Source organism: Isoptericola variabilis (assembly GCF_050311655.1).
Lineage (GTDB): Bacteria > Actinomycetota > Actinomycetes > Actinomycetales > Cellulomonadaceae > Isoptericola > Isoptericola variabilis.
The window spans coordinates 124,078-149,415 of the sequence record NZ_JBNOZM010000006.1 but is presented as its reverse complement, the minus strand read 5'-3'; the positions used below and the strand labels follow the sequence as shown (position 1 = coordinate 149,415).

Annotated in this window: 27 protein-coding genes and 1 tRNA gene; 19 read left to right on the top strand and 9 right to left on the bottom strand. The window is 74.0% G+C overall.

The features are described from left to right. The first annotated feature begins 10 nt into the window (after positions 1–10). Both ACQP60_RS14525 and ACQP60_RS14520 read left to right on the top strand, forming a co-directional pair. Positions 11–220, top strand: coding sequence for a helix-turn-helix domain-containing protein (locus ACQP60_RS14525; protein ID WP_429733993.1), 210 nt, complete (start codon positions 11–13; stop codon positions 218–220). Continuing rightward, positions 217–1,440: a site-specific integrase gene (locus tag ACQP60_RS14520; RefSeq protein ID WP_429733991.1), complete on the top strand. Its 1,224-nt coding sequence runs from the start codon at positions 217–219 to the stop codon at positions 1,438–1,440. The genes ACQP60_RS14525 and ACQP60_RS14520 overlap by 4 nt, the downstream gene beginning before the upstream one ends. Positions 1,441–1,538: 98 nt before the next feature. On the opposite strand, the gene ACQP60_RS14515 is transcribed toward ACQP60_RS14520, so the two are convergent. From ACQP60_RS14515 to ACQP60_RS14505, 3 genes are all read right to left on the bottom strand, one after another. After that, a tRNA-Pro gene (locus ACQP60_RS14515) sits at positions 1,539–1,615 on the bottom strand. A gap of 93 nt (positions 1,616–1,708) precedes the next feature. After that, positions 1,709–2,644, bottom strand: coding sequence for a metallophosphoesterase (locus ACQP60_RS14510; RefSeq protein WP_429733989.1), 936 nt, complete (start codon positions 2,642–2,644; stop codon positions 1,709–1,711). Then, positions 2,629–5,004 (bottom strand): transglycosylase domain-containing protein, encoded by a 2,376-nt coding sequence (locus ACQP60_RS14505; RefSeq protein ID WP_429733987.1) that lies wholly within the window; start codon positions 5,002–5,004, stop codon positions 2,629–2,631. Before ACQP60_RS14505 ends, ACQP60_RS14510 begins: the two co-directional genes overlap by 16 nt. A 131-nt stretch (positions 5,005–5,135) precedes the next feature. Here ACQP60_RS14505 and sp36 point away from each other — a divergent pair, with 131 nt between their 5' ends. Further along, entirely contained in the window at positions 5,136–5,300 is a 165-nt protein-coding gene (gene sp36 / locus ACQP60_RS14500; protein WP_139820690.1) for a Sp36 family protein, read from the top strand. Next, the gene (locus ACQP60_RS14495) at positions 5,300–5,761 is read left to right on the top strand and encodes a RidA family protein (protein WP_429733984.1); all 462 of its coding nucleotides are present in this window, start codon (positions 5,300–5,302) and stop codon (positions 5,759–5,761) included. Before sp36 ends, ACQP60_RS14495 begins: the two co-directional genes overlap by 1 nt. A 663-nt stretch (positions 5,762–6,424) precedes the next feature. On the opposite strand, the gene ACQP60_RS14490 is transcribed toward ACQP60_RS14495, so the two are convergent. Then, a complete protein-coding gene (locus tag ACQP60_RS14490; RefSeq protein WP_416345052.1) occupies positions 6,425–7,102 on the bottom strand; it encodes a Crp/Fnr family transcriptional regulator in 678 nt (225 codons plus the stop codon). Between the two features lie 210 nt (positions 7,103–7,312). On the opposite strand from ACQP60_RS14490, the gene nth reads away from it, so the two are divergent. Beyond that, positions 7,313–8,038 (top strand): endonuclease III, encoded by a 726-nt coding sequence (gene nth, locus ACQP60_RS14485; RefSeq protein WP_429734375.1) that lies wholly within the window; start codon positions 7,313–7,315, stop codon positions 8,036–8,038. Positions 8,039–8,054: 16 nt separating this feature from the next. On the opposite strand, the gene ACQP60_RS14480 is transcribed toward nth, so the two are convergent. Then, the gene (locus ACQP60_RS14480) at positions 8,055–8,984 is read right to left on the bottom strand and encodes an alpha/beta fold hydrolase (RefSeq protein ID WP_429734373.1); all 930 of its coding nucleotides are present in this window, start codon (positions 8,982–8,984) and stop codon (positions 8,055–8,057) included. A 73-nt stretch (positions 8,985–9,057) separates the two neighbouring features. Further along, positions 9,058–9,819 (bottom strand): winged helix-turn-helix transcriptional regulator, encoded by a 762-nt coding sequence (locus ACQP60_RS14475; RefSeq protein WP_429733977.1) that lies wholly within the window; start codon positions 9,817–9,819, stop codon positions 9,058–9,060. A 275-nt stretch (positions 9,820–10,094) separates the two neighbouring features. Between ACQP60_RS14475 and ACQP60_RS14470 the strand changes: the two genes are divergently transcribed. Then, positions 10,095–10,841, top strand: coding sequence for a hypothetical protein (locus tag ACQP60_RS14470; RefSeq protein WP_429733973.1), 747 nt, complete (start codon positions 10,095–10,097; stop codon positions 10,839–10,841). A gap of 18 nt (positions 10,842–10,859) precedes the next feature. On the opposite strand, the gene ACQP60_RS14465 is transcribed toward ACQP60_RS14470, so the two are convergent. Next, positions 10,860–11,537 (bottom strand): YceI family protein, encoded by a 678-nt coding sequence (locus ACQP60_RS14465; RefSeq protein WP_429733971.1) that lies wholly within the window; start codon positions 11,535–11,537, stop codon positions 10,860–10,862. Between the two features lie 192 nt (positions 11,538–11,729). Next, on the bottom strand, positions 11,730–12,113 hold the full coding sequence (locus ACQP60_RS14460; protein WP_429733969.1) for a DsrE family protein: 384 nt from the start codon (positions 12,111–12,113) through the stop codon (positions 11,730–11,732). Positions 12,114–12,307: 194 nt separating this feature from the next. Between ACQP60_RS14460 and ACQP60_RS14455 the strand changes: the two genes are divergently transcribed. Genes ACQP60_RS14455 through ACQP60_RS14445 form a run of 3 tightly spaced genes read left to right on the top strand, consistent with a single transcriptional unit; the run spans position 12,308 to position 15,282 of the window. Next, positions 12,308–12,868 (top strand): heme-binding beta-barrel domain-containing protein, encoded by a 561-nt coding sequence (locus ACQP60_RS14455; protein ID WP_429733967.1) that lies wholly within the window; start codon positions 12,308–12,310, stop codon positions 12,866–12,868. After that, positions 12,868–14,022: a CAF17-like 4Fe-4S cluster assembly/insertion protein YgfZ gene (ygfZ, locus tag ACQP60_RS14450; protein ID WP_429733965.1), complete on the top strand. Its 1,155-nt coding sequence runs from the start codon at positions 12,868–12,870 to the stop codon at positions 14,020–14,022. The genes ACQP60_RS14455 and ygfZ overlap by 1 nt, the downstream gene beginning before the upstream one ends. 24 nt (positions 14,023–14,046) lie before the next feature. Then, positions 14,047–15,282 (top strand): FUSC family protein, encoded by a 1,236-nt coding sequence (locus ACQP60_RS14445; protein WP_429733963.1) that lies wholly within the window; start codon positions 14,047–14,049, stop codon positions 15,280–15,282. A gap of 18 nt (positions 15,283–15,300) precedes the next feature. On the opposite strand, the gene ACQP60_RS14440 is transcribed toward ACQP60_RS14445, so the two are convergent. Beyond that, positions 15,301–17,319: a DHA2 family efflux MFS transporter permease subunit gene (locus tag ACQP60_RS14440; protein ID WP_429733961.1), complete on the bottom strand. Its 2,019-nt coding sequence runs from the start codon at positions 17,317–17,319 to the stop codon at positions 15,301–15,303. Between the two features lie 167 nt (positions 17,320–17,486). On the opposite strand from ACQP60_RS14440, the gene ACQP60_RS14435 reads away from it, so the two are divergent. The 10 genes from ACQP60_RS14435 to ACQP60_RS14390 all read left to right on the top strand — a co-directional run bounded on the left by ACQP60_RS14435 (position 17,487) and on the right by ACQP60_RS14390 (position 25,182). Then, the gene (locus tag ACQP60_RS14435; protein ID WP_429734371.1) at positions 17,487–17,891 is read left to right on the top strand and encodes a PadR family transcriptional regulator; all 405 of its coding nucleotides are present in this window, start codon (positions 17,487–17,489) and stop codon (positions 17,889–17,891) included. Next, on the top strand, positions 17,888–18,817 hold the full coding sequence (locus ACQP60_RS14430) for a permease prefix domain 1-containing protein (protein WP_429733959.1): 930 nt from the start codon (positions 17,888–17,890) through the stop codon (positions 18,815–18,817). Before ACQP60_RS14435 ends, ACQP60_RS14430 begins: the two co-directional genes overlap by 4 nt. Positions 18,818–18,956: 139 nt before the next feature. Then, positions 18,957–20,012, top strand: a complete 1,056-nt coding sequence (locus ACQP60_RS14425) for an ABC transporter ATP-binding protein (protein ID WP_429733957.1) — start codon at positions 18,957–18,959, stop codon at positions 20,010–20,012. Next, positions 20,009–20,851: an ABC transporter permease gene (locus tag ACQP60_RS14420; protein ID WP_429733955.1), complete on the top strand. Its 843-nt coding sequence runs from the start codon at positions 20,009–20,011 to the stop codon at positions 20,849–20,851. Before ACQP60_RS14425 ends, ACQP60_RS14420 begins: the two co-directional genes overlap by 4 nt. A gap of 58 nt (positions 20,852–20,909) precedes the next feature. Beyond that, positions 20,910–21,200, top strand: coding sequence for a type II toxin-antitoxin system Phd/YefM family antitoxin (locus tag ACQP60_RS14415; protein ID WP_429733953.1), 291 nt, complete (start codon positions 20,910–20,912; stop codon positions 21,198–21,200). Between the two features lie 27 nt (positions 21,201–21,227). Further along, positions 21,228–21,653, top strand: a complete 426-nt coding sequence (locus ACQP60_RS14410; protein ID WP_429733951.1) for a type II toxin-antitoxin system VapC family toxin — start codon at positions 21,228–21,230, stop codon at positions 21,651–21,653. 10 nt (positions 21,654–21,663) lie between these two features. Further along, entirely contained in the window at positions 21,664–22,008 is a 345-nt protein-coding gene (locus tag ACQP60_RS14405) for a DUF2516 family protein (RefSeq protein ID WP_429733949.1), read from the top strand. 10 nt (positions 22,009–22,018) lie between these two features. Next, a complete protein-coding gene (locus tag ACQP60_RS14400) occupies positions 22,019–23,041 on the top strand; it encodes an asparaginase (RefSeq protein ID WP_429733947.1) in 1,023 nt (340 codons plus the stop codon). Next, on the top strand, positions 23,038–23,463 hold the full coding sequence (dtd, locus tag ACQP60_RS14395; RefSeq protein WP_429733945.1) for a D-aminoacyl-tRNA deacylase: 426 nt from the start codon (positions 23,038–23,040) through the stop codon (positions 23,461–23,463). The genes ACQP60_RS14400 and dtd overlap by 4 nt, the downstream gene beginning before the upstream one ends. Positions 23,464–23,559: 96 nt before the next feature. Continuing rightward, a complete protein-coding gene (locus ACQP60_RS14390; RefSeq protein ID WP_429733943.1) occupies positions 23,560–25,182 on the top strand; it encodes a LuxR C-terminal-related transcriptional regulator in 1,623 nt (540 codons plus the stop codon). Positions 25,183–25,338: the final 156 nt, after the last annotated feature.

Genomic DNA, 25,338 nt, shown 5'->3' with positions numbered 1-25,338 from the left:
AGGGGGAGAGATGAGCAAGCGAGAGAAGATCACCGTGGCCGAGGTCGCCCCGGTGCTCTGTGACGTGAACGCAGCGTGCAAGGCGCTGGGGATCCACCGCACCATCCTGTACGAGCTGATCCGCTGCGGCGCCCTGCGCACGGTCAAGATCGGCACTCGTCGCCTGGTGCCCGTGGCGGCGTTGCAGGAGTACGCCGACAGTCTGGGTGGTGCGGCATGACCGAGCAGGCGCGTGAGAAACCGCCTCGTCGCGCCCGCGGTGAGGGCACCGTCTACTGGGACAAGCAGCGCGAGCGATTCGTTGCGACCCGGATCGTGGGCTACGACGACCGCGGCAAGGAGATCAGGAAGCGCGGTTCCGGCAAGTCCCGTTCGGCCGCGATGGAGGCGCTGCGGCTCCGCGTCCGCGACTACGAGCGGGGCCTGGCGCCTGGTGCCGACAAGACGACCGTGAGCGACATCATCAAGGACTGGATCCTCTACGGGCAGGGCCAGGTCGACGACAAGACGGTCAGGACGCGTGAGTTCAACTGCGCACACATCGATGCCGGGATCGGAGACGTCTTGCTGCGGAAGCTGACGGCCAAGCATGTCGAGAAGCTGCTTGCCTCGATGGTCGCCACGCACTCGACGCGCACCATCGCGGACGTCCGGGCGTGCCTGAACTCCGCCGTCAAGCGGGCCATGGCGCGCGACCTCGTCGACCGGAACGTCGTCGAGCTCGTCGTCACGCCGCGGGGGAATACCGGCCGGAAGTCCAAGTCCCTCACGGAACGTCAGGCGCTCGACATCCTGACGTTGACCAAGGCTCATTGGATGTACGCGTACATCGTGGTGTCGATGCTCGTCGGCATCCGGACCGAGGAGATGCGGGCGTTGACCTGGGATCGGGTCGACCTCGACGCGGACCCGGCCACGGTCGCGGTCTGGCGCTCGGTCAGGAAATCAGGGGACACCAAGACCCGGAAGTCCAGGCGGACACTCGCGATACCCGACCTCGCGGCTGACGTGCTCCGCCGACGACGTCGAGACCAGGCGGCAGACCGGATCAAGGCCGCGGCCAACTGGAAGGACACGGGCCTCGTGTTCACGACGACGCTCGGCACGGCGCTCGACTCCGCGAACGTGCGGCGCGGGTTCCGCTCGGCCCTCGGTGTGGTGCCGAGCGTCGTCCCGTCCGAGTGGACTCCGCGCGAGCTGCGGCACTCGTTCGTGTCGCTGATGTCGGCGGGCGGTGCGGCGGTGGAAGAGATCGCTCACGTCGTCGGGCACTCCGATACGTCGACGACGGAGCGCATCTACCGTCACGAGCTGCGCCCGGTGATCCAGACCGGGGCGACGTTCATGAACCGCTTCGCGGCCGTCGACGTCGTCGCGCCCGACTGGCACATGGAACCGCTGTTCAGGCTGCCAGGCGAGGGGAGCGCCGCTCATGCGTAAGCCCTCGGATAAGCCCTCCACGGGGGTTCCGGGCCTCTCCGGGCAAAGCGAAAGGCCCTCATCGCTCAGCGTTTCCGCTGGTCAGAGGGCCTTTCGGCTGGTCGGGGTGACAGGATTTGAACCTGCGACCTCTTCGTCCCGAACGAAGCGCGCTACCAAGCTGCGCCACACCCCGAAGGACTTGCTCCCACGCCTCAGGACCTACGTCCTCGTGCGGAAGCCTGCCCAGAATAGCCGACGATCCGGCCTGGACGAAAACGAGATCCGCCTACCGGGCGGTGAACGTGAGCAACGTCGCCTCCGGGCGGCACGCGAAGCGCACCGGGGCGTACGGCGAGGTGCCCGCGCCGGCCGACACGTGCAGCCATGCGGAGCCCGCGCCGCCCGTCTCGTCGGGTCGTGGACCGGGCCAGCCGTGCAGGCCGCTGGCCCGCCGCCGGTCGATGTCGCAGTTGGTGACGAGCGCGCCGAACCCGGGCAGCCGCAGCTGCCCGCCGTGCGTGTGACCGGCGAGGACGACGTCCGCGCCGTCCGCGTGCATCCGGTCCAGCACGCGCCGGTACGGGGCGTGCGTGACGCCGAGGTGCAGCACCGCGTCGTCCGGCCCGGACGGGGTCGACGACGCGGGGAAGTCGTCGCGGTCCAGGTGCGGGTCGTCCACGCCCACGAGCGACAGCAGGCGGCCGTCGGCCTCGACCGTGTCGCGCCGATTGGTGAGGTCGCGCCAGCCGGCGGCGACCATCGCGCCGGCCAGCTCCTCGGACGGGAGCTCCGCCGGGCGCGTGTGCACGATGCGGGTGTCGCGCTTCAGGTAGCGCGCCGGGTTCTTCGGCACGGGCGCGTAGTAGTCGTTCGACCCCATGACGAACGCGCCCGGCGCCGTCGTGAGCAGGGGGGTGAGCGCCTCCAGCAGCGGCCCGAGCGCGTCGCTGTGCGCCAGGTTGTCGCCCGTGTTCACCACCAGGTGCGGCTCGTACTCGGCCAGCGACTGCACCCAGGCGATCTTGCGGCTCTGCGACGGCGTGAGGTGCAGGTCGGACACGTGCAGGACGCGCAGCTCGGGCTCGCCCGCGGGCAGCACCGGCACCGTGACCCGGCGCACCGTGAACAGCTTGGTCTCCAGGTGGGCGTAGCCGAGGCCCGCGACGCCGGCGGCGACGAGCCCGCCCGCGACCTGCCAGGCGGGGGTCAGTTCTCGCCCCACGCGTCGCCGAGCGACTCCCAGTCGCCGTTCTGCACGGCGTCCCAGGCGGCCTCCGCGTCGGCGCGACCGTTCTTCTTGTCGTCGCCCTGGCCGTTGCCGCCGCGGTCGTTGCCCTCGTCGCCCTTGGGCCCCTGGTCGCCGCCGTCGCCCTCGTCCGAGGAGTCGTCCCCGCCGCCGTCGGGCGTGGACGGCTGGATGGCGCCGACCCCGATCATGCTCGGGTCCGGGCTGCCGAAGTCCTTGACCGGCAGGTCGGAGACGGCCTGGTCCATGTACTCCTTCCAGGCCGGCGCGGCGATCGTCGAGCCGTACAGGATGCGGTGGTATTGACCGTTGACGACGTTCCCACTCGTGTGGTCTTCGTTCGGCTTGTCGGCGTTCCCGACCCACACCGACGTGGACAGATTCGGCGTGAAGCCGGTGAACCACGTCTGGGCCGACAGCTGGGAGGTACCCGTCTTGCCGGCCACCGGGCGACCGTCCGAGAGGCCGCCGAGCTCACGCGCCGTACCGGTTCCGGAGAAGACCTTCTCCATCGCGTACACCACCGTGTTGGCGACGTTCTCCGGGAGGGCGTTCTTGTCGCACTTGGCGTCCGGGACGTCGTACTCCTTGCCGCCCGGGCCGGTGACGCTCGTGATGGCGATCGGCGAGCAGTACGTGCCGCCGGAGGCGAGGGTCGCGTACATCGCCGCCATGTAGAGCGGCGTCGACTCCTGCGTGCCGATGATCATCGGTGCGGTGATGTCGATGTCCTTCTTCTCAGGGGCGGTGATCGTCTTCTTCTGGACGGCGGAGTTGGTCGGCCGGAAACCCATGCTCCAGGCGGTGTCACGAAGGGCGCACAGGTTGAGCTGGTAACCCATCGCCGCGTACGCCGTGTTGACGGACTCGTAGGTGGCCTCGAGCGCCGAGATGTACCCGACCTCGACCCCCTCAGAGTTCGCAGGCGCCCAGGTGTCGAAGCCGAGGCCGCCGATGCACGGTGTCTGGAAGTTACCGACGACGCGCTCCTGCTTCGTCGCGTTCACGCGTTCGCTGAGGGTGTGCCCTTCCTTGAGCCACTGGGCGAGGACGATCGGCTTGAAGTTCGAGCCGACCTGGAACCCCTTGGAGGCGCCGTGCGTCGGGTCGGCCGCGTAGTTGACGCGCGTGGTCCCCTTGCCACCTTCGGACGGCGTGTAGGGGATGTTCTGCGCCATCGCGAGGATCTTGCCCGTGCCGGGCTCCACCGAGGCGATCGCCGACTGTAGACCGCTGGAGTCTCCGGGGTGCACGGCGTTCCTGACCGCCTTGGCGGCCGCCTTCTGCTTCTTCGGGTCCAGCGTGGTGTGGATCTCCAGGCCGCCCCGGTACAGCAGCTGCTGCCGCTCGGCCTTCGTCTCGCCGAACACCGGGTTGGTGACGATCTCCTTGGTGACGTAGTCGCAGAAGAACGCCGAGTCGCCCGCGGCGGCGCACCCGATCTCGGTCGGGTTGACGTCGAGCGTCTTCTTGATCGACATCGCCTTGGCCTCGTCACGCTCCTCGGTGGAGATGTAGCCGAGCTTCCACATGTTCTGCAGCACGAGGTCGCGCCGCTCCTTCGCCTCCTCGGGGTTCACCGTGGGGTCGAAGCGGCTCGGCGACTTCGTGATGCCGGCGATCGTGGCCGCCTCGACGATGCTGAGCTCGGAGGCGTGCTTGTCGAAGTAGTAGCGGGACGCGGCCTCGACGCCGTAGATGCTGCGGGAGCCGAACTGGGCCGCGTTGAGGTAGCCCTGCAGCACCTCGTCCTTGCTCATCGTCTTCTCGAGGGAGATGGCCATCTTCGCCTCGGTGAGCTTGCGGGAGATCGAGTCCTCGCTCGCCTTGATGACGGCGAACTGGTCGCCGTCCTGCAGCGCCTGGTCGATGAGCATGTTCTTCACGTACTGCTGCGTCAGCGTGGACGCGCCCTGCGTGGCGTGGCCGGCCACGTTGTTGGCCAGCGCGCGCGTCATGCCCTGCACGTCGATGCCGCCGTGCTCGTAGAACCGCTCGTCCTCGATGGCGATCACCGCGTGCTGCATGTTCTCGGAGATCTCGTCCAGCGGGACGACGATGCGGTTCTGCGCGTAGAACGTGGCGAGCAGCTTGCCGTCCGCGGCGTAGATGCGCGACTGCTGCGACATCGGCCGCGGCTCCAGCTCCGCCGGCACCTCGTCGTAGATCTCGACGGTGCTGTTCGCCGCCGCGTTCACGCCCGCCACCGCGGGGATGACCAGCCCGGCGGCGAGGACGCCGCCGACACCGGCCGCCAGGACGAACGCGAGCAGCAGGGCGACGAGCTGCGTCGCCGGCATCGTGCGCGTGATGCGGCGAGGGTCGGATTTGGCCATGCCCACCAGGGTACGGGCTGAGCCTGTGGCGGCACGGCCACGAGCCCGGCCGCGCTGTGCAGATCGTGTGGACCCGTCGTGGCAGCGACGGGACGACGGCGGTCGGGGCGGTCGCTGGTTACGATCGCGGCATGGCTACCACGTGGGAGTACGCGACCATCCCCCTGCTGATCCACAACACCAAGGCGATCCTCGACCAATGGGGGGCCGACGGGTGGGAGCTCGTCCAGGTCGTCCCCGGCCCCGACAGCACCAACCTGGTCGCCTACCTCAAGCGCCCCTCCGGCGGGCAGTGATGAGCGTCTCGCCCGAGGCCCGCCTCGCCGAGCTCGGCATCACCCTGCCCGACGTCGCCGCGCCCGTCGCGTCGTACGTCCCCGCCGTCCGTTCCGGTCAGTACGTCTACACGGCCGGCCAGCTGCCCTTCGTCGACGGCGCGCTGCCGCTGACCGGCAAGGTCGGCGCCGGCGTCACCCCGGAGCAGGCCGCCGACCTGGCCCGCACCTGCGCGCTCAACGCCCTCGCCGCCGTCCGCTCCCTCGTGGGCACCCTCGACGGCGCGCGGATCGTCAAGGTGACGGGCTTCGTCGCCTCCGACCCGTCGTTCACCGGCCAGCCGGGCGTCATCAACGGTGCGTCGAACGTTCTCGGCGAGATCTTCGGCGACGCGGGCGTGCACGCGCGCTCGGCCGTCGGTGTCGCGGTGCTGCCGTTGGACGCGCCGGTCGAGGTGGAGCTGGTCGTCTCGGTTTCTTGAGGTGCTGTCCGCTCTTTCTGGTTGCGGACGCGGGTGGGGACGAGGTCCTTCGCCAGGTCGCGTTCACGGGCCCCAGGGGGCCCTCCACTTCGGGACTTCTACGACCTGGCGAAGGACCTCGTCCCCACCCGCTCCTGCACCGTCTCGCGCTCCGCTTTCTCTGTGACGCGCTCGACGACGTGGTGACGGCGGGCAGCGCGTCGCGCGGCAGTGGGTGGGCAGCGGGCGGGCAGTAGGGCCTCTGCACCAGAGCCGACTTCCGCCGACGGCGATTGCGGCTCGGCCGTCAGCAGGCGGGCGACCGGCTCCCCTGCCGCGCCACACCGGCTCGACGGCGGCAGGTGGCGGCGGGGGAGGGCACCCCGGTCGGGGTACAGCACCGGCAGATCCCCCATCACGAGCGAGCGCGCCCCTCACGCGGCCGTACGACGGCGCGGCGCGAACGAACCACGACGCGCAAGGTAGGAGTGACGGCTGCGGCCGTCGTCGAGCATCAAGGCCGTGAGACGACAGCAGAGCAGGCGGGAGGGGCGTTCTTCGCCGGGTCGTAGAAGTCCCGAAGTGGAGGGCCCCCTGGGGCCCGTGAACGCGACCCGGCGAAGAACGCCCCTCCCGCCTGCGTCAGCGAGAAGGTGTCGGCCGCAACCACGGCGGCCGCAACGATCAGCGAGCCCGGCGCTCCAGGCGGTCGATGTCGAGGAGGACGACTGCGCGACCCTCACGACGCACCCAACCGCGCGTCGCGAAGTCCGCCAGGGCCTTGTTGACCGTCTCGCGCGAGGCGCCGACGAGCTGGGCGAGCTCCTCCTGCGTGAGGTCGTGGGCGACGCGGATGCCGTCGTCGTTGGGCTCGCCGAAGCGGGCGGAGAGGTCGAGGAGCGCCTTGGCGACGCGGCCGGGGACGTCGGAGAAGACGAGGTCGGCCAGGGTCTCGTTGGTGCGGCGCAGGCGGCGGGCCAGGGCGCCGAGCAGGGTGGTGGCGACGCTGGGGTGCGCGGCGATCCACTGCACGAGGGCCTGGTGGCGCAGCTCGTAGACGAGCGCGTCGGAGACGGACGAGGCGGTCGCGGTGCGGGGGCCCGGGTCGAACAGGGAGAGCTCGCCGAACATCTCGCCGGGGCCGAGGATCGACAGCAGGTTCTCCCGGCCGTCGCTGGATCGGCGGCCCAGCTTGATCTTGCCCTGCGCGATGACGTAGAGCCGGTCGCCGGGCTCGCCCTCGCGGAAGAGGACGTCCCCGCGGGTCAGCTCGACCGGGACCATGGACTCGAAGAGCGCCTTCGTCTCCTCGGATTCCATGTCCGCGAAGAGAGGGGCGGAGAGCACGACGGTGTCGTCCACAGGATTCCTCACGTGGTTCGGGGGCGGCCCCACCGGGTGGGGTGCGGTCGTCCGGGGGTTGTCAAGAGGGTGTGTTCCGGTTCTCAGTCTGCCTCACGGCACCAAATCGCGGCACGACGAAGCGCCGGGAACGGCGGTGGCGGCCTGCGCGGGCGGGCTGTCGGGGGTGCTGGCTACGCTCGCACCGTGCCGACGAAGCCCGCCTCCTCGATCGCCCTCCCGTCCGACGCGACGCCCACGGGCGAGTCACGCGTCGCGCTGGTGCGGCGCGCGCGCCGCATCGACCGCGAGCTCGCGGTGACGTACCCGGACGCGCGGGCGGAGCTGGACTTCACGACGCCGCTGGAGCTGCTGGTGGCGACGGTGCTGTCGGCGCAGACCACGGACGTGCGGGTCAACGCGACGACGCCGGCGATCTTCGCGCGCTACCCGGACGCGGCGGCGTACGCGGGCGCCGACCCGGCGGAGATGGAGGAGCTGTTCAAGCCGCTCGGCTTCTTCCGCGCCAAGACGCGCTCGATCATCGGGCTGGGCCAGGCGCTGGTCGAGCGGTTCGACGGCGAGGTCCCGGCCCGTCTCGACGACCTGGTGACGCTGCCGGGCGTCGGGCGCAAGACGGCGAACGTGGTGCTGGGCAACGCGTTCGGCGTCCCGGGGATCACGGTGGACACGCACTTCGGGCGGCTGGCGCGCCGCTTCGGCTGGACGGACCAGGAGGACCCGGTCAAGGTCGAGCACGAGGTGGGGGCGCTGTTCCCGAAGAAGGACTGGACGATGCTCAGCCACCACCTGGTGTGGCACGGGCGACGGCGGTGCCACGCGCGGCGGCCGGCGTGCGGGGCGTGCCCGGTGGCGCGGTGGTGCCCGTCGTTCGGGATCGGGGAGACGGACCCGGTGGCGGCGGCGAAGCTCGTCAAGCCGGGGCCGCGGGGTTGACCTGCCCTGACGTCGCTCAGCGGGCGAGCGCGTGCTCGAGCCAGTCGACGAGCAGCTTGCCGACCTCGTCCGGGGCCTCCTCGGGCAGGAAGTGCCCGGCGCCGTCGACGGTCTCGTAGCGGAAGTCGCGGGCGAGCGCGGCGCCGTCGACGGCGGCGTACCGCGGGTCGAGGAACCCGTCCAGCTCGCCGTGCACCTGGAGCACGGGGACGTCGACGGGCTCTCGCAGCGCGGTGAGGTAGCGGCGACCGTCGGGCCGCGGCGTCGAGCGGACGAGCCAGCGCAGCGACTCCATCACGGTGTGCGCGGCGAACGGGATGCGCATCACGGTGCGGTACAGGTCGTACGCGTCGGTGCCGAGGGGGCGGGCGGCGCCGTCGCGCAGCACGCGCGCCACCTGGTCGCCGTCGGTGAGCCGGCGCTCGGGCAGCGTGGGCAGCTGGTAGGCGGCGAGCTGGCGCCGGGCCGTCGGGGTGAGCAGCCGGCGCCCCGAGACGTGCAGGCGGGCCGGGTGCGGCGCCGAGACGGCGGCCACGGCGGCGGTCACGGCGGGCTGCAGCCGCGCCATCGACCAGGCGGTGACGCCGCCGGTGCCGTGCCCGACGACGACCGCCCGGTCGTGGCCGAGGGAGCGCACCACGCCCGCCACGTCCTGCGTGCCGGTGGGGACGTCGTAGCCCGACGGCGGCTTGTCGGAGGCGCCGACGCCGCGCAGGTCCATCGCCGCCACCCGGTACCCGGCGTCGGCGAGGTGCTCCACCTGGTGGCGCCACGCCCACCAGAACTGCGGGAAGCCGTGCAGCAGCACGACGAGCGGGCTGCGGCCGCCGTTCGTCCGGTCGGGCCCGGCGAGCGCCACGTGGAAGCGGGCGCCGTTCGCGGGCACGAGCTCGTGCCGCCAGGGTCCGTCGACCAGGGCGCTGGAGAAGTCGCTGGAGTCCGACATCGCGGTCACCGGTCGAACCTACCCGCTGCGGTGCGCCGTGGCCCGCGAGGGCGCGCGCAGCCCAGCCGAAGGTTCAGCGGGTGGGGGCGGCCCTGCCCGGCGTGCTCGTGCCGTCGGGCGTCGTGGCGCCGTCGGGCTCGTCGCCCTCGGCGGGCCGCGGCTCCTTGGGCGGGTCGAACCGGTAGCCGACGTTGCGGACCGTGCCGATGAGCTGCTCGTGCTCGGGGCCGAGCTTGGCGCGCAGGCGCCGCACGTGCACGTCCACGGTGCGGGTGCCGCCGTAGTAGTCGTAGCCCCACACCTCCTGCAGCAGCTGCGCCCGGGTGAAGACGCGGCCCGGGTGCTGCACGAGGTACTTGAGGAGCTCGAACTCCTTGTACGTGAGGTCGATGGGGCGGCCGCGCAGCCGGGCGGTGTAGCCGCCGGCGTCGATCGCGAGGTCGCCCGCGGCGATCTCCTGCGGGCCGTCGTCGACGGGTCCGCGCTCCGACTTCTCGATCACGAGGCGCAACCGCGCCTCCACCTCGGCGGGCGACGCGGTCTCGAGCAGCAGGTCGTCGGCGCCCCACTCGTGCGTGACGACGGTGAGACCGCCCTCGGTGAGCACGAGCACGAGCGGCACGGTGAGCCCGGTGGCGTGCAGCAGCCGGCACGTGGTGCGGGCGGCGACGAGGTCACGACGCGCGTCGAGCAGCACGACGTCGGAGTCCGGGGCGTCCACCAGGGCGGACGGCTCCATGGGCAGCACCCGGATGCGGTGGTTCAGCAGGCCCAGGGCGGGCAGCACCTCGACCGACCCGCCGGAGGCGGGCGTGAGGATCAGCAGCTCGGCCACCGGCACCTCCTCCCGGTCGTCGGACGGTCCGTTCGACAGCGTCCGACAGGTGCGTCCGCCAACGTACCGCGGTGCGGTGTCGATCACACCGCAGCCGTCCCGGCCGTGCGACCGGTTCCCGCAGTCTGCCCCGAACCGTGTTGCGGGCGCGTTTCCGATCGACGACCGGACTGTGACGGGCACGGCCGTGAACGTGCCGCGGCGTGTCGGCCGGGGGTCGGGAGCCGGGGGCCGGACGGCGGGGGCGCCGTCCGCCGTCTGCGACACTCGTCGTCGTGACCGTGACCACCCGCGCCGTCTGGACGGCCGTCCTCTCCGCCGTCGTCGCGGCGGCCGCCGCCCTCAACGACTACGGGATCCTGCCCCTCACGGCCGTGGCCGGCGTGCTCGTGCTGCTCCTCGCCGCCGGGTGGGGGCCGCTGCTGCGGCTGCCCGCCCAGGGCGGGGCGACGGTCGTGGTGGCGGTCGCCGGGCTCGGTGCCGTCGCGGTGGCGTGGGCCACCCAGGGCGAGCCGGTCCTGCGGAACGTGCCGCTGGTGCTCGCGATGGCGCTGGTGCTGGCGTTCGTCGCGGAGATGCTGCGCCGCGGCGGGCGACCCCGGCTCGTGGAGTCCGTGAGCGGCACGGTGACCGGCGCGGTCGTCGCGGTCTGCGCCTCCGGCTGGGTGGCCGCGGGGCGCTCGGAGGCGGGCGCGTCGCTCGTGGTCGTGAGCGCGCTCGGCCTGGCGGTCGCCGCGGCGGTGTCCGCGACGCCGGTCGCGCGCAGCTGGGCCGGCTCCCTCGTGGGGGTGGCGCTGGGCGCCGTCGCCGCGGGCGGGGTGGCGACGCTCCTGCCGTCGATCGACCCGGTGAGCGGCCTGGTCGCGGGCGCCGTCACGGGTCTGGTGGTCGCGGTGCTGCGGCTGCTGTTCGAGCGTCAGCCCGCGCTGACCAGCCGCCGGGCGGTGCTGGCCGCCGTCACCGCGCCGGTCGCCGTCGGCGGCATCCTGGTCTTCGTCGTCGGGCGCCTGGTCCTGGCGTAGCCCGGTCGGGGAGCCCCGTCAGATCGCGGGCGCCGGCTCCGGGGGAGCCTGGCGGATGGCCTCGCCCGCGAGCTCGATGCGCACCGTCTTCGCGACCAGCACGCCGCCCGCCTCGAGCGCGACGTTCCAGGTGAGGCCGTACTTCTCGCGCTCGAAGTCGGCCGTGGCGTTGAAGCCGAAGATGTCGTTGCCGAACGGGTCGCGGCCCGCGCCGCCGAACTCCGCGTTGAGCGCGATCGGGTGGGTGATGCCGCGGATCGTGAGGTCGCCGTGCAGCACGAACTTCGCCGACGTCTTCAGCGTGCTCGGGGCGGTGTCGGCGCGGCCCGGCGTGCGGCCCTTGAGGCGGGCCCAGGAGAACATCGGGTCCTCCTGCGTGCGCCACTCGATGCCGGTGCTGCGGAACTCGATCGTCGGGTAGTTCTCGACGTCGAGGAAGTCCGCGCTGCGCAGGTGGGTGTCGCGGTCCGGGTTGTGCGTCGTGATCGTCGCCGTCTCCAGCGTGGCCGAGACTGCCGACCGCAGCGGGTCCTCGCCGACGTGGATCGTCGCGGTGCCGACCGGGAACTCGCCGCGCACGGGGCTGACCATCATGTGCATCGCCAGGAAGCCCAGCCGCTTGTGCGCCTCGTCGAGCAGGTACGTCCCCGCCGCCGGGATGACGAGGTCGTTCCAGGTCCGGGTGGGCGAGGTCATGAGGCGTTCTCCGGGATCAGGACGTCGGTGGGCGGGCGCCCGCCAGCGGCGGGCGACGGCGGGGGAGGTGCTCCGTGACGAGGACACGGATGCTTCAACGTTCAATCTACGGCACGGGAGGTGCCCGGCGGGAGGGGGTCCGGCCGACGGGTGGTGCGCCTCACAGCGGGGCGTGAGGCGGCGCGCACGGCGTCAGTACACGAGCGCCTGGGCGCCCGGGCGCAGCACCTCCTCGGCGAAGACGGCCGCGCCCGCGATGCGGACGCCCGGCAGGACGTCGTCGGGCCCGAGGCCCCGGCGCGCGGCGCACTGGGTGCACAGGGTGACCGAGCCGGCGGCGAGGACGGCGTCGAGGAGGTCGGTGGCGGGCGCCGCGTGCTCGAGGTCGAGCTCCGCGACGCGGCCCGGGACGGCGAACCACGCGCCCTCCCCGGTGAGCCAGAGGCTCACCTCCGCACCCGCCGCGACCGCGGCGGCCGCGACGGTGAGGGCCTGGTTCGCGGCCTCCGGCCGGTCGGTCCCGGACGTGGTCTTGATCACGAGCGAGCGGGCGGGCGTCGCGTCGGGGGTGCTCATGGGCGGCGACCCTACCGACGCGGCGCCCCCGCGCCGGGACCCACGCTGAACGAGACCCGGGTGCCTGGGTAGGATCGCGGCATGTCGATCCAAGCTCTCGAGGCAGTGTTCACCGGTCTGCTGGTCGTCGTGACCGTCACGATCCTGTGGTTCGCCGGCTACGTCGTCTACAAGCTGTTCCAGGGCCAGCGCTGATGCCCTTCGCCTTCCCCGAGGGCCTCGCGCCCGAGGTCTACCCGCTCGCGTGGCTCGTGGGCCGCTGGCGGGGCGAGGGCGTGATCGAGTACACCGGCATCGACGAGACGCCGTTCGTGCACGACCTCGTCTTCGACCACGACGGCGGGCCCTACCTGCGCTTCGAGTCCACGCTGCGCGTGCGCTCGGCCGCGGCGGCCGACGGCGAGGGCACCCCCGGCGACGACGAGCCCGACACGGTCTGGTCGACGGAGACGGGCTACTGGCGCGTGTCGAGCGACCGGCCGGAGGGGCTGGAGGACGACCGGCACGCCCTGGAGGTGCTCGTCACCGACGCGTCGGGCCGGCTGTCCCTGTTCCTCGGCGTCGCGGGCAACGGCCGCATCGACCTGGCCACCGACTTCGTGGCCCGCACCTCCACGGCCGCGGAGGTCACCGCGGCGAAGCGCCTGTACGGCCTGGTCGAGGGGCGCCTGATGTGGGTCGAGGAGCTCGCCGCGTTCGGGCGCCCGCTCGGCTCGTACGCCTCCGCCCAGCTGGACCGGGTCGAGGGCGACTGATGGTGGCCTCCCCGCTCCTGGCCCGGCAGGGCGCCGTGGCCGCCACGGGCGCCGACGAGGGCGTGGCCTGGCACTACGGCGACCCCGTGGCCGAGCAGCGCGCGCTGGCGCGCGGCGGTGCCGTGGTCGACCAGTCGCACCTGGGCGTCGTGCGCGTCGCCGGCCCCGACCGCCTGTCGTGGCTGCACTCGATCACCTCGCAGGACGTGCAGGCGCTGGCGCCGCGCTCCTCCACCGAGCTGTTCGTGCTGTCGCCGCAGGGTCACGTCGAGCACGCCGCCGCCGTCGTCGACGACGGCGAGGCCACCTGGCTGGTCACCGAGGGCGACCACGCCGCGCCGCTCGCCGCCTGGCTCGAGCGCATGAAGTTCATGATGCGAGTCGAGATCGACGACCTCTCCGCCGAGTACGCGGCGCTGGGCGAGCCTGTCGCCGCCGAGGGTGCCGAGGGCGAGCCCGTGACCTGGTGGGACACCTGGCCGCGCGTCGCCCAGGGCGGCACCCGGTACGGCCCGCCCGAGACGGAGCACCCGGGCCTGGACCGCCCGTGGCGCCTCGTCCTGGTGCCCCGCGCCGACCTCGAGTCCGCCGTCGCCGAGCGCGAGGCCGCCGGGTGGCGCCTGGCCGGCACGTGGGCCACCGAGGCGCTGCGTGTCGAGGCGTGGCGCCCGCGGCTGGCGCACGAGGTCGACCACCGCAGCGTGCCGCACGAGCTCGACTGGCTGCGCACCGCCGTCCACCTGCACAAGGGCTGCTACCGCGGTCAGGAGACCATCGCGCGCGTGCACAACCTGGGCCGCCCGCCCCGGCGCCTCGTCATGCTGCACCTCGACGGCTCCCAGCACGTGGTCCCCGAGGCGGGGGCGCAGGTGCTCGTCGGCGGACCCGAGGGCCGCCCCGTCGGCACCGTGACCACGGTGGCTCGGCACCACGAGCTCGGGCCGGTCGCGCTCGCCGTCATCAAGCGCTCCACCCCCGAGGACGCCGAGCTCACCGTGGTGGGCGACGTCGGCGGGCAGGAGCTGCAGGTCGCGGCAGCGCAGGAGGTCGTGGTGCCGGGCGACGGCGTCTCGGCCGACCGCCCCGAGGCGCACGGGCCGCTGACGCGCGGCCTCACGCCGCGCGGGCCCGACGCCCCGCAGAGCCTGCTGTGAGGGGCCTGCTGTGAGCGGGCGCCCGTGAGCGACGAGCCCTCGGCCCGTCCCGCGGGCGACGTCCCCGTGTCCCGGCGCGCGGGCGCCGCGGCGCGGGCCGCGCTGCGCACCCTGCCCCGGCGCATCCGGCTGCGCCAGGGCATCGCGCGCGTGCGCACGGCCTTCTGGCCCATCGTCCAGGCGGCGCTGGCCGCGGGCGTCGCGTACGGGATCGCGACCGTCGTGCTGGGGCACACGCAGCCGTTCTTCGCCGCCATCGCGGCGTGGGTGTGCCTCGGGTTCAGCTTCGACCGCGAGCTGCGCAAGGTGGCCGAGGTCGCGGCGGGCGTGGCCCTCGGCGTCGCGCTGGGCGACGTCATGGTCCACCTCATCGGGTCCGGCTGGTGGCAGATCGCGCTGGTGATGGGCGTCTCCGCCCTCATCGCCCGGTTCGTCGACCGGGGGCCGCTGGTGACGATCCAGGCGGGCGTCCAGGCCGGCGTCGTCGTCGGCCTGCCCGCCTCGGTCGCGACCAACGGGGCGTTCGGCCGGTGGACGGACGCCCTGGTCGGGGGCGGTGTCGCGCTGCTCGTCGCGCTGATCACGCCCGGCGACCCGCGGCGGCGCATCCGCGACCTGGCGCAGAGCGCGACCCGGGAGCTGGCCCTGACGCTGGAGTCCGTCGCGCTCGGGCTGCGCGACGGCGACGCCGACGAGCTCGCCGCAGCCCTGGTGCGCGGCCGCGCGGCCGAGAAGACGCTCGAGGAGTGGCACGACGTCGCGACCAAGTCGGACGAGATCGCCCGGGTGAGCGTCAACCGTCTGCTGAGGGCGGAGATCACGCGGCTCACCGGCCAGGCGGTGCTGGTCGACCGGGCCATGCGCAGCGTGCGCGTGCTCGCCAGGCGCGCCCCGGCGACGCTCCGCTCGCTGGGGGAGCTGGGGGACGAGGGGAGCCACCGCGTGTCGGCGGCGCCCCTGTCCGGAGGGCTCCCGCCGCCGCCGGAGGTCGACCCGACCGCCGACCCGGTGGCGGACCTCGTCGTGCGGCTCGCGCACGGCGTGCGCCTGCTCGCCGCCGCCCTCGGGTCGGGCGCCGGCCTGGCGCAGGCGCGTGACGCGCTGCTGGACGTCGCGCGCGACGTCGACCCGCGCACCGTGGGCGAGGGGTACTGGCAGGTGCAGTCGCTGGTGCTGCTGCTGCGCTCGCCCGTCGTCGACCTGCTCGAGGCCGCCGGCCTGCCGCCCGAGGAGGCCCGGGACGCCCTGCCGGAGATGTGACGGCCGGCCCGCGGGGGCTCAGCGGTGCTCGACGACGTCCGTGTCGTCGGCGAGGAGCTGGTGGGTGAGCTGTTCCACGAGCTCGTCCACCTCGGGGTCGTCCCCGCCGGGCCACTCGGCGACGTACCGCCGCAGCCGCCGGCGCTCCGCCTCGCGGATCCGCTCGGCCGCGGCGTCGCCGTCGGGCGTGGCGAGCACGGCGTCGCCGTCCACCTCGACCAGGCCGCGCGCCTCCAGCGCCTCCGCGACGCGCCGCACCGTCGCGGGCGAGACCTCCGTGCGCTCGGCCATGAGCCGCACGGAGCGCTTCCGCTTGAGGGAGACGCGGGTGACCATCCACGCCTCCTCGGCGGTGAGGTCGTCGTCGCGCGCGATGGTCTCGTACACCTTGAGCGGGTCCAGCTTGCCGACGCGGCGCCACAGGATGAGGCGCAGCTCGTCGAGGGACGTGCGGGCGGAGCCGAGCGCGAAAGACTCGCCCGCCGCCTGCCCGGCGGTGGTGGCGGCGTCGCCGCGCGTCGCGGTGCGCAGCTCGACCTCCGGCAGCAGCCAGGTGAGGAGGAACGCGAGCACCGCGACCGGCACCGCCCACAGGAAGACGACGTGCAGCGCGCCCGCGTACGCGTCGAGGAACCAGTCCTGGACCTCGGGCGGGCACTGCCCGAGCGTCTGGGTCGACGCGGCCAGCGCCCCGGGCCCGCACGGGCCCTGCGCCGTCGCCGGGACGCCCGCGCCGAGCTCCTGGCCGAGCCGGTTCGCGAAGACGGTGCCGAAGACGGCGACCCCGACCGACGACCCGATGGTGCGGAAGTAGGTGGCGCCCGACGTCGCGGTGCCGAGGTCGCGATAGCTCACGGCGTTCTGCACGGCGATGACGAGCACCTGGGTGACCATGCCGAGCCCGGCGCCGAGGACGAACATGCTCAGCCCCGCCTGGAGCGTGGTGGTGTCGCGGCCCATGAGCGACAGCAGGTAGAGCCCGCACGCCGTGATCGCGGTGCCGACGATCGGGTAGACCTTGTACCGCCCGGTGCGGGAGATGAGCTGCCCCGACCCGATGGACGTCAGCAGCATGCCGAGCATCATCGGCGTCATCTCGAGCCCGGACTCGGTGGGCGTGGACCCCTTGACCGTCTGCAGGTACAGCGGCAGGTAGGTGATCGCGCCGAACATGGCGAAGCCGACGACGAACCCGACGACGGCGGCCACGGAGAACACCTTGCTGCGGAACAGGTGGAGCGGGAGCACGGGCTCGGGGGCGCGCTGCTCCACGACGACGAACGCCACCAGGGACGCGACGGCGAGCGCGATCATCCCGTACACCGGCCACGACGCCCACTCCCACGTCGTGCCGCCCAGGCTGGTGACCAGCACGACCGACGTGGAGATGAGGCCCAGCAGGATGATGCCGGCGTAGTCGATGCGGGGCTTCTTGCCGGCGTCGATGTGCGGCAGCACGGACGCGACGACGAGCAGCGCGACGATGCCGATGGGGATGTTGATGTAGAAGACCCAGCGCCAGTCGAGGTTGTCCACGAAGAAGCCGCCGAGCAGCGGGCCGGCCACCGACGAGACGCCGAAGACGGCGCCGAAGAAGCCCTGGTACTTGCCGCGCTCCCGCGGCGGGACGACGTCGCCGATGATCGCCTGCGACAGCACCATGAGCCCGCCGCCGCCCACGCCCTGCACGGCGCGCCACGCGATGAGCTGCGCCATCGTCTGGGACGTGCCGGACAGGATCGACCCGACGAGGAAGATGAGGATGCAGGCGATGAACAGCGCCTTGCGCCCGTAGAGGTCGCCGAGCTTGCCCCACAGCACCGTGGTGGCCGTGCTCGCGAGCATGTACGCCGTCACGACCCACGACAGGTGCTCCGCGCCGCCGAGGTCGGAGACGATCGTGGGCAGGGCCGTCGCGACGATCGTCTGGTCGAGCGCCGCGAGCAGCATCGCGAGCATGAGCCCGCCGAAGATGGCCAGGACCCGGCGCTGGGGCAGGGCCTCCGGCTCGGCGGTCGGTGCGCTCGGTGCGGCCATCGCGTGCCCTTCGGGTCGGGGCGGACGACGGCGTCCGCGCGGTGAGCAGGTGTCCCGCCTTGCAGGCTCGCACGGTCTCCCGAGGACGGCACGGCGAACCCCGCGAGGTGGGGCACGTGCAGCACCTGTTGTCGTCGAGTAGTTGATGAGATACAGTACCTGTCGTGATGCAGCGAGCTGAACCTTCGACGGCGGACGACGCGTTCTCCGCCGACCTGCTGCGTGGTCACACCGACACGATCGTGCTCGCGACGCTGCGTCGCGGGGACCGCTACGGCTTCGAGATCTACAAGACGATCCGCGACGCCACGGGCGGGGCGCACGAGATCAAGGAGGCCACGCTCTACGCGACGTACCGCCGTCTCACCAAGGACGGCCTGGTCGAGGCCTACTGGGGCGACGAGTCCCAGGGCGGGCGCCGCAAGTACTACCGGATCACGGACGCCGGGCGGGCCGTGTTTCGGAGCAACGTCGCCGCGTGGGTCGCCACCCGCGACGTCATCGACTCCCTCCTGAGCACCGGCACCAGCACCGGCGCAGGGACCAGCACAGACAAGGACACCCCCCGATGACCACCGTCCACCGCCTCCTCGACGACGCGTTCGCGGGCGTCGAGCCGTCCCCCGAGGTCCAGGACCTCAAGGAGGAGATCCGGGCGAACCTCGAGGCCCGGGCCGCCGAGCTGCAGGCCGGCGGCGCCTCGCCCGACGACGCCGCCCGCCAGGCGTTCGACGAGCTCGGGGACGTCCGCGCGATCGTCGCCGACGCGCAGGCGGACGTCGCGGCCGAGACCGGCGGCGCGCCCCGCACCCCGCTGCAGGAGGCGTTCGCCGTCGCCCAGCAGCAGCGCGTGCGCCCCAAGCCCCGCTTCGTGCTGGGCGTCGTGCTCGCATCGGTCGTGCTCGTGGCCCTCGTCGCCCTGTGCCTGCTGGCGCCCCTCGGCGTGCTCGCGCTGCCCGCCGTCGCGGTGGCCGCCCTGCTGCTCACGGCGTCCAGCGCGGCCGGCTTCGTCGTCGGGTCGTCGCTCTCGCAGGAGACGACGACGAACCACCCGATGCCGTCGCGGCGCGCGGGCGGCTACTACCTGGCCACGGGCCTCGCCGTCCTCGGCCTGCTCCTCGCCGGGTTCACCCTGCTCGGCACCTTCGAGGCGTGGGTGTACGTCGTCGCGGCGGGGCTCGTCGTCGTGGGTGGCGTGCTGTTCACGATGCTCGGCGTCACGCAGACCAACCGGAAGAAGGCCTGGGTGCGGGACGTCGCGCGGGCGCACGCCACCGGCCACGACTTCGACCGGTTCGAGCAGGACCCAGCCGCCGCCGCGCGGTTCGGCGTCTACACGATGGTCATCTGGCTGGCGGCGTTCGTCGTGTTCGTCGTGCTCGGCCTCACCGTCGGCTGGGCGTGGTCCTGGCTGACCTTCGTCGTCGCCCTCGCGGTGATGATGCTCGTCCTCGCCCGGATGCTCTTCAGGTCGCAGGGCGAGCAGCAGGAGAAGTAGCAGAAGAACGGTCCCGGGCGACTGCCATCGCCCGGGACCGGTGGCTCGGGTCCGGTGCACGACCGCACCCTGCACGCACCCTCACTCTAGGGCGTGCGCCGGACCCTCCGAACCCTGGACCATCCAGCAAGGAGGAACCATGTCCACCCCGACCCTCTCGGGGCCGGCGATCGACGTCGCCGGCCTGACCAAGTCCTACGGCTCCGCCCGCGGGGCCGGTCGTGGCGCGCGCACCGTGCGCGCGCTCGACGGCCTCGACCTGTCCGCCGCCCCCGGCAGCGTGCTCGGCCTGCTCGGGCCGAACGGCGCCGGCAAGTCCACCACCGTGAAGATCCTCGCGACGCTCTCCGCCCCGGACGGCGGGACCGCGCGCGTCGCGGGCCACGACGTCGTGCGCGACCCGGCCGCCGTCCGGCGGGTCATCGGCTACGTGGCGCAGCGCCCCGTGACCGACCCCATGGGCACGGGTCGCGAGAACCTCGTGCTGGCCGGGCGGCTGCAGGGGCTCGGCGCCCGCGACGCGCGGGCCCGGGCCGACGAGCTGCTCGAGCGGTTCGGCGTCGCGCACGCCGCCGACCGCCTGGTGAAGACCTGGTCCGGCGGGATGGCGCGCAAGCTCGACGTCGCCGTCGGCCTGGTGCACCGGCCGCAGGTGCTGTTCCTCGACGAGCCCACCACGGGACTGGACCCGGAGGCGCGCTCCGCGATGTGGGCCGAGATCGAGCGCATGGCGGCCGGCGACGGCATGACGAGCCTGCTGACGACGCACTACCTGGACGAGGCCGACCGCCTCGCCGACCAGGTGGTCATCGTGGACGCGGGCCGCGTCGTCACGGCGGGCACCCCCGACGCGCTGAAGGACGAGCTGCGCGGCGACGGCGTCACCGTCGAGCTCGACGACGTCGCCGCCGCGGCGGCCGCCGCACCGGTGGCCGCGCGCGTGCCCGGCGTCGTCGACGTCACGACCGACGGGCGGACCCTGCGGGCCCGCGCCGACGCCGGGGCCACCGCGCTCCCCGTCCTCCTCGCGGCGCTCGACGCCGCGGGCCTCGACGTGCGGGCGGCGGGGGTGTCCCGGCCCACGCTCGACGACGTCTACCTGCGGCACACCGGCCGCAGCCTGGAGGCGGCCCACCGGGCCGCGAGCACGACCGCCGGGACCGCCGGCGCCGAGGCCACGGAGGTGGCGGCATGAGCACCACGACGATCGACCCGACCCCCGGCCGCACCACGTCGCGACCGGCCCGTCGTACGGGCGCGCTGACCCAGGCCGCCCTCCTCACGGGCCGGCAGGCGCGGCAGGGCATGCGCATCCCCGTGTTCATGGTGATGAACCTGCTGCAGCCGATGATCTGGCTGCTGCTGTTCGGGCAGCTCTTCCGCTCCGTCATCGAGATCCCCGGCTTCGCGGGCGGCGCGGACGTCAGCTACCTCGAGTACCTCACGCCCGGCGTCGTCATGATGACGGCGATGGGCGGCGCGGCCTGGGCGGGCACCACGTTCGTGCAGGACATGGACCGCGGCGTCATGGACCGCTTCCTCGCGTCGCCCACCAGCCGCGGCGCGCTGCTGTCCGCGACGATGGCCTGGTACGCGCTGCTCGGCTGCGCGCAGGCGCTCGTGGTCGTGGGCGTCGCGTGGCTCGGCGGGGCGCGGTTCCCGGGCGGCGTCCCCGGCGTGCTCGTCATGCTGGTCGCCGTCGCGCTGCTGAGCTGCCTGTTCGCCGCGCTGTCCGGCGCCGTCGCGCTGCTCACGCGGCAGCAGGAGGCGCTCATCGGCGTCTCGCAGCTGCTGACGATCCCGCTGATGTTCCTGTCCTCGGCGGTCATGGACCCGGCCCTCGCGCCGGACTGGATCGCCACCGCCGCGCGGTACAACCCGTTCGACTGGGCGGTCGTCGTCGCGCGCGACGCCCTGCAGGGCTTCGCCGACCCCGGCACCGTGTGGCTGCACCTGGGGCTGCTCGCCGCCGCCGTCGCCGTGATGGGCGCGCTCGCGTCGCTGGCGTTCCGCGCCTACCGCCGCGCCATCTGACGCCGCCGCACCGGAGCGTCTGTCGGACGAGCGGGTCGGGGCGGTACGGTCGTCGGTCATGGAGGTCTCCGTGAGTGCGCTGCGCGCCGAGCTCAAGTCGTGGATCGAGAAGGCGCGGGCGGGCGAGGAGGTCGTCATCACCGAGCGGGGGGTGCCGGTCGCCCGCCTGTCGGGGGTGCAGACGGCGGACCTCGTCGCCGGGCTGGTGCGTGACGGCCTGCTCACGCCCGCCGCCACGGAGCGTCCGGTGCACGCGGTGCCCGACGACGAGGCCGCCCGGCCGGCCCCGCGCCCCGCCGCCCGGCCGGCGTCGCGCATGTCCGACCTGGTGCGGCGCATCCGCCGCTGAGCACCCCCCACGACCGGACGGAGCAGGATGGCCCTCGTCTACTTCGACGCCAGCGCGCTGGTGAAGCTGTGCGTGCCCGAGCCCGGCTCCGCGCTGGCGAGCGCGCTGTGGAACCGCGCCGACGTCGTCGTCACGTCGCGCATCGCCGACGCCGAGGTGCGGGCCGCGCTCGCCGCCGGCGAGCGGGCCGGCGTGCTCGACCCCTTCGCGCGGCGTCGCGGCACCGCGCTCTGGGACGAGCTGAGCGCCGGGCTGCACACGCTCGAGGTGACGCCGGAGGTCTCCGCGCGCGCCGCGGAGCTGGTCGCGTCCTGCCCCGTGCCGCTGCGCGGCGCCGACGCCCTGCACGTGGCCAGCGCGCTCGCCGTCGCGCACGAGGACAGCCTCGTCGCCGCCTGGGACGAGCACGTCGCGGGCGCCGCACGCTCCCGCAGACTCCGCGTGCTCCCGTAGGCTCGGGCGGGTGATCTCCGCCGCCTTCGGATCCTTCCAGTACATCCTGCTCGTCGTGCTCGCGGTCGTGGTGTTCGTCGTGCAGCTCGTCGCGTTCCTCGACGCCGCCCGCCGGCCGGCGAACGCCTACGTGTCCGAGGGGAAGCTGAAGAAGAACATCTGGCTGATCATCCTCGGCATCGCGGCCCTCATCGGGCTGTTCGGGCTGCCGCCGATGCTCATGACCGCCGGGTCGTTCTTCAACGTCATCGCCGTGACGCCCGCGATCATCTACTGGGTGGACGTGCGCCCGCGGATCCAGCCGTACGGCACGGGCGGGGGGCGTCGTCCCCAGGGCCCGACGGGCGGCTGGTGACGTGGGCGCGGTGACGACGCCGGGCTCGCTCGCGCCCGTCGCGCGGGGTGCGGCCCCGCTGGCGGAGGTGGTGCGCGGCGACCTCGTGGAGTCGGTGCACCTGGGGCACCTCGTGGTGACCGGGCCGGACGGCGCAGTCCGCCTCGCCCTCGGGGACCCGACGACGACGATCTGGCCGCGCTCGTCGGTCAAGCCGCTGCAGGCCCTGGCCATGTTGAGGGCCGGCCTCGACCTGCCGGACCGCCTGCTGGCGCTCGCGGCCGCCAGCCACAGCGGCGCCCCCGAGCATCTCGCCGGGGTGCGCGAGATCCTCGCCGGCGCCGGGCTCGACGAGTCCGCGCTCCGCAACACGCCCGACCTGCCGCTGGGCCGCGCGGAGGCGCTCGCCTGGCAGGAGGCGGGACACGGCCCGGAGCGGATCGCGCAGAACTGCTCGGGCAAGCACGCCGGGATGCTCGCCACCTGCGTCGCCGCCGGCTGGGACACGGCGACCTACCTCGACGTCGACCACCCGCTGCAGCGCGCGGTGCGCGACGCCGTCGTCGAGGTGACGGGCGACGCGGACCCGCACGTCACCGTGGACGGCTGCGGTGCGCCGCTGTTCTCCACGACCGTGCTCGGCCTGGCGCGGGCGTTCGGCCGCCTCGCCTCCGCGGGCTCCGCCGGCGCGGAGGGCAGCGACGACGGCGGGCGCATCGCGCGCGCGATGTCGCGGTACCCGGAGATGGTCGCGGGCCGCGGGCGCGAGGACACCCTCGTCATGACCGCCGTGCCCGGCGCCATTGCGAAGATCGGCGCCGACGGCGTGTGCGCCGCGGGCCTGCCCGACGGCTCGGCCGTGGCGTTCAAGATCCTCGACGGCGGCGACCGGGCGCGCCCGGCCGTCCTTGCCGCCGCGATGCGCGCGGCCGGGGCGGCAGGTCTCGCGGGGGCGGACGCCGCCGCACTGGACGCGGTCGGCGTCACGCCCGTGCTGGGCGGCGGGGCCCCGGTCGGCGCGGTCCGCCCGGCGTTCGGCGCGGACGTCGCATGAGGGCCGTGCTGCAGCGGGTCACCCGCGCCAGCGTGACCGTCGACGGCGAGGTGGTCGGCGCGATCGACCGTCCCGGCCTGCTCGCGCTGGTCGGCGTGACGCACGACGACGGACCGCCCGAGGTGGCGACCGTCGCGCGCAAGATCGCGGAGCTGCGGATCCTGCGCGACGAGCGCTCGGTGACCGACGCGGGCGCCCCGGTGCTGGTGGTCAGCCAGTTCACGCTGTACGGCGACGCGCGCAAGGGCCGCCGGCCCACCTGGAACGCGGCCGCGCCCGGCCCGGTGGCCGAGCCGCTGGTGGACGCGGTCGTCGCCGACCTGCGGTCGCGGGGACTCGAGGTGGCCACCGGGAGGTTCGGCGCGGACATGGCCGTCGAGCTCGTGAACGACGGCCCCGTGACTATATTGGTGGAGACCTGACAAATCGCTGACCTGCGTCTTCGCGCAAATTCTCGGGCGATGCGGCAGAGTGGTGCCGCCGAGCACCGAGGCTGGGCACGAGACGGGAGGGCGATGATGACCTCGATCCGGGACACGGCAGCGCCCTGGCAGTCCCCGCCAGGAGTGCGTGCCCGCCCGGTGGCGCCGCAGGTCGTGCGACGCGTCTCGGAGCTCGTCGGCGCCGACTCCGAGGCCCTCGCCCAGACGCTCGGCCTGCTCGACCCCCGCCAGCTCGTTGGCGTCGCCGCGCTGCCCGACCCGCTCCCGGTGACGCCCGCGGTGCGGGCGGCCGCGCTCGACGGGCCTGTGCTCGACCCCGAGGACCGGCGCCTTCTCCTGGCCGCCGGGGTGCTCGTCCTGGACCGCGTCGACGTCCTGCTCGGGGCGACCGGCGCGTCCGTCGAGCGGCTGCTCGCGCCGCCCCTGGCGGGCCACCTCCACCTCGCTGACGGCCGGTACCGGGTCGCGGACCCGCGGCTGCGCGCCGTCGTGCACGAGGACGCCGACCTCACCGAGCGCACGGCCGTGCATGCCTCCCTGGCCGCCGAGCTGGAGCGCGTGGGGGAGCCCGGCGCGGCACGGTGGCACGCCGCGCTCGCGACCCTCGCCGGCGACCCGGCGCTGGCCGACGGCCTGGTGCGCCTCGCCCGGCAGCGGCTGGGACAGGGGTGCGCGGTCGCGGCGCACGCCGTCGCGCGCGAGGCGGCCAGCCACGGCACCGGCGAGGTGCGGGCGCGCGCGTTCCTCGTCGCGGGCCGGGCCGCGCTGCTCGCCGGGTACCTGCACGACGCCGTCGGGTGGCTCGAGCGCGTCGCGAGCACCGGCGTGGCGGCCGTCCAGGAGGGCGCCGAGCGGGCCCGCGACGCGGTGCTCGCGCTGGCCGACGCCCGCCCGCTCGACCGTGCCGGGACCGGCACCCGCCCCGGGGCGGCCTCCCTCGACGAGGACGACGAGGACCCGCCGGGCGTCCGGCTCGCGCGCCTCGTCGTGCCGGTCGCGCGCGCCACGGTGTCCCCGGCCGACCGCGCCGTCCTGGCCGCCGTGGTCGACGCCCTGGCCCGCCTCGACCGCTACCCGCGCGAGGCTGACGAGGTGCTGGCGCGCGCCGTCGTCACGGCCGTGCCGTACCGGGAGACGGCGGTGTGGACCGGGACGGACGGCCTGTCCCCGCTGGCCGAGGCGCACCTGCGGGTGGTGCAGGCCCTGGTGCTCCTGCGCGGCGGCGACGCCGAGCAGGCCGCCCGCGTGCTCGACGACGCCGCCGCGCGGCTGCCCGTGTCGCACGTCGTCGGCGGGCTCGCGGCCGAGGTGGCGCGCCGCACCGGTGGCTCGGACACCCTCGCCGCCGGGCTGCGCGCCGTCGGCCCGGAGCCGGTCGCGGCCGCCGTCGCCGCCTGTCGCGACCTCGGGTACCCGCGCCCGGCGGCCGTGCCGTCGCTCGTCGTGAGCGCCGTGCGCTCGTGCCGGGGCGACCCCGACGGCCTCGCGGACGTCTGGGCGCGCTGGGCGGGCGTGCTCACGGCGCGGGAGCTCGACGTCGCGCGCCTCGTCGCGGACGGCCTCGCGAACAAGCAGGTGGCCGACCGGCTGTGCGTCTCCGTGCGCACCGTCGAGGTGCACCTGGGGCGCGTGTTCCGGAAGGTCGGCGTGAGCTCGCGCGCCGAGCTGACGGTCGTCGCGCTGCGGCCCGCGTCGTGAGCCGCCCCTGACCTGGCCTGACCTGGCCGGGAGCCGCGGACGTACGCGTTCCCGCGTATCCCGGGCGCCGGGGAGTGTGGCGGTCCCGGATGCCGCGAGGAGAGGAAGCCGTCTTCACTTTTGCGTGCACCATCTGCTCCACCCGCGCCTGCGGGC

Coding starts and splice junctions, on each gene's coding strand:
- ACQP60_RS14525 (WP_429733993.1), top strand. CDS start 11: ATGAGCAAGCGAGAGAAGATCACCGTGGCCGAGGTCGCCCCGGTGCTC.
- ACQP60_RS14520 (WP_429733991.1), top strand. CDS start 217: ATGACCGAGCAGGCGCGTGAGAAACCGCCTCGTCGCGCCCGCGGTGAG.
- ACQP60_RS14505 (WP_429733987.1), bottom strand. CDS start 5,004: ATGGCCAAATCCGACCCTCGCCGCATCACGCGCACGATGCCGGCGACG.
- sp36 (WP_139820690.1), top strand. CDS start 5,136: ATGGCTACCACGTGGGAGTACGCGACCATCCCCCTGCTGATCCACAAC.
- ACQP60_RS14495 (WP_429733984.1), top strand. CDS start 5,300: ATGAGCGTCTCGCCCGAGGCCCGCCTCGCCGAGCTCGGCATCACCCTG.
- ACQP60_RS14480 (WP_429734373.1), bottom strand. CDS start 8,984: ATGTCGGACTCCAGCGACTTCTCCAGCGCCCTGGTCGACGGACCCTGG.
- ACQP60_RS14465 (WP_429733971.1), bottom strand. CDS start 11,537: ATGACCTCGCCCACCCGGACCTGGAACGACCTCGTCATCCCGGCGGCG.
- ACQP60_RS14460 (WP_429733969.1), bottom strand. CDS start 12,113: ATGAGCACCCCCGACGCGACGCCCGCCCGCTCGCTCGTGATCAAGACC.
- ACQP60_RS14455 (WP_429733967.1), top strand. CDS start 12,308: ATGCCCTTCGCCTTCCCCGAGGGCCTCGCGCCCGAGGTCTACCCGCTC.
- ygfZ (WP_429733965.1), top strand. CDS start 12,868: ATGGTGGCCTCCCCGCTCCTGGCCCGGCAGGGCGCCGTGGCCGCCACG.
- ACQP60_RS14440 (WP_429733961.1), bottom strand. CDS start 17,319: ATGGCCGCACCGAGCGCACCGACCGCCGAGCCGGAGGCCCTGCCCCAG.
- ACQP60_RS14435 (WP_429734371.1), top strand. CDS start 17,487: ATGCAGCGAGCTGAACCTTCGACGGCGGACGACGCGTTCTCCGCCGAC.
- ACQP60_RS14430 (WP_429733959.1), top strand. CDS start 17,888: ATGACCACCGTCCACCGCCTCCTCGACGACGCGTTCGCGGGCGTCGAG.
- ACQP60_RS14425 (WP_429733957.1), top strand. CDS start 18,957: ATGTCCACCCCGACCCTCTCGGGGCCGGCGATCGACGTCGCCGGCCTG.
- ACQP60_RS14420 (WP_429733955.1), top strand. CDS start 20,009: ATGAGCACCACGACGATCGACCCGACCCCCGGCCGCACCACGTCGCGA.
- ACQP60_RS14415 (WP_429733953.1), top strand. CDS start 20,910: ATGGAGGTCTCCGTGAGTGCGCTGCGCGCCGAGCTCAAGTCGTGGATC.
- ACQP60_RS14410 (WP_429733951.1), top strand. CDS start 21,228: ATGGCCCTCGTCTACTTCGACGCCAGCGCGCTGGTGAAGCTGTGCGTG.
- dtd (WP_429733945.1), top strand. CDS start 23,038: ATGAGGGCCGTGCTGCAGCGGGTCACCCGCGCCAGCGTGACCGTCGAC.
- ACQP60_RS14390 (WP_429733943.1), top strand. CDS start 23,560: ATGACCTCGATCCGGGACACGGCAGCGCCCTGGCAGTCCCCGCCAGGA.